The sequence below is a fragment of the Pantoea sp. C2G6 genome, from assembly GCF_051336815.1.
Lineage (GTDB): Bacteria > Pseudomonadota > Gammaproteobacteria > Enterobacterales > Enterobacteriaceae > Pantoea.
Genome location: NZ_JBGMNJ010000034.1, coordinates 1 through 1315 on the forward strand (window position 1 = coordinate 1; position 1315 = coordinate 1315).

The 1315-nt window shown below is 50.3% G+C and carries 1 protein-coding gene; it reads right to left on the reverse strand.

Translation table 11 applies throughout. The features are described from left to right. Positions 1-137 precede the first annotated feature (137 nt). The gene (gene metA, locus ACCW71_RS20505; protein WP_436374479.1) at positions 138-1067 is read right to left on the reverse strand and encodes a homoserine O-succinyltransferase MetA; all 930 of its coding nucleotides are present in this window, start codon (positions 1065-1067) and stop codon (positions 138-140) included. Positions 1068-1315 lie beyond the last annotated feature (248 nt).

Consider the following 1315-nt stretch of genomic DNA (forward strand, 5'->3'; position numbering starts at 1 on the left):
CAGAGATGACTATCACTCTGTTTTATCTAAGATTAAAGTTTGATCTATTAAAGGAATGACTTTCATTTGTCGTTTTACAGGCGAAAAAAAACCGTGCTGCCATCGGCTAACACGGTTCAGGTGATCTACGACTGGTACTACTCCAGTGTGGGATTCATATGGCGCAGATCGAATGGGGTGATCTGGTAAACGTAGTAGTTAAGCCAGTTGGAAAACAGCAGATTGCCGTGGCTGCGCCAGGTGGCGCGCGGCGGTAACGCCGGATTATCCTGCGGGAAGTAGTTGTAGGGCACTGCCGGGTTCAGCCCCGCCTCATAATCACGATGGTATTCCCCCGCCAACGTCAGAGCGTCATATTCCGGGTGGCCGGTGACGAACACCAGCCGTTTATCTTTGCTCGCCATCAGGTAAGCGCCGGTTTGTTCCGATTCAGCAAACAACTCGAGATCGGTGTAATCGGTGATGAGCTGCGTGGGGAAATCTGCATAACGCGAGTGTGGCGCGAGGAAATTATCATCAAAACCGCGCGTCAGTAAGGAGTGCGGATGCAGGATCTGATGCTCATAGACGCCAGACAGTTTGTTATGCCGGGTTTGCTTGGGAATGCCATACAGAATATTAAGCGCAGCCTGCACCGCCCAGCAGACAAACAGGGTTGAGGTAACGTGTTCATTCGCCCAGTGCAGCACGCGCTGAATCTGAGGCCAGTAGGCGACATCGTTGAAATCAACCAGGCCAAGTGGCGCACCTGTCACGATTAAGCCGTCAAAGTTATCGTGCTGGATCTCTTCAAAATTACAGTAGAAGTTATTGAGGTGCTCAACAGGCGTATTGCGTGATTCACGGCTGTCGATGCGTAACAGCTGGATGTCGATCTGTAACGGCGAGTTGGAAAGCAGACGCAGGAACTGATTCTCTGTTTCGATCTTCTTCGGCATCAGATTCAGTACCAGCACTTTAAGCGGACGGATCTCCTGAACACTGGCGCGCGACGACGTCATCACAAAAACATTTTCGTTACGCAAAAAATTCACTGCCGGTAATTCGTCGGGAACCCTGATTGGCATAACCTGCTCACCTCTTACAACCGTATAAACGTTTAGACATCTGGATGCCCAACATTATAGTGATCAACAGAGATTGTCGAGGTTTCATGCAGAAAATGAAAATGTTTCAGCTTGAGTGGCAAATAGCAGACGTAAAAAAGCCCCGCACTCGCGTGCGGGGCTTCTTCACTGATACAATGCCTGGCAGTTCCCTACTCTCGCATGGGGAGACCCCACACTACCATCGGCGCTACGGCGTTTCACTTCTG

What these genes read in the sequence shown, in the direction of transcription:
- metA (WP_436374479.1), bottom strand. Translation starts at nt 1,067, where the DNA reads ATGCCAATCAGGGTTCCCGACGAATTACCGGCAGTGAATTTTTTGCGT.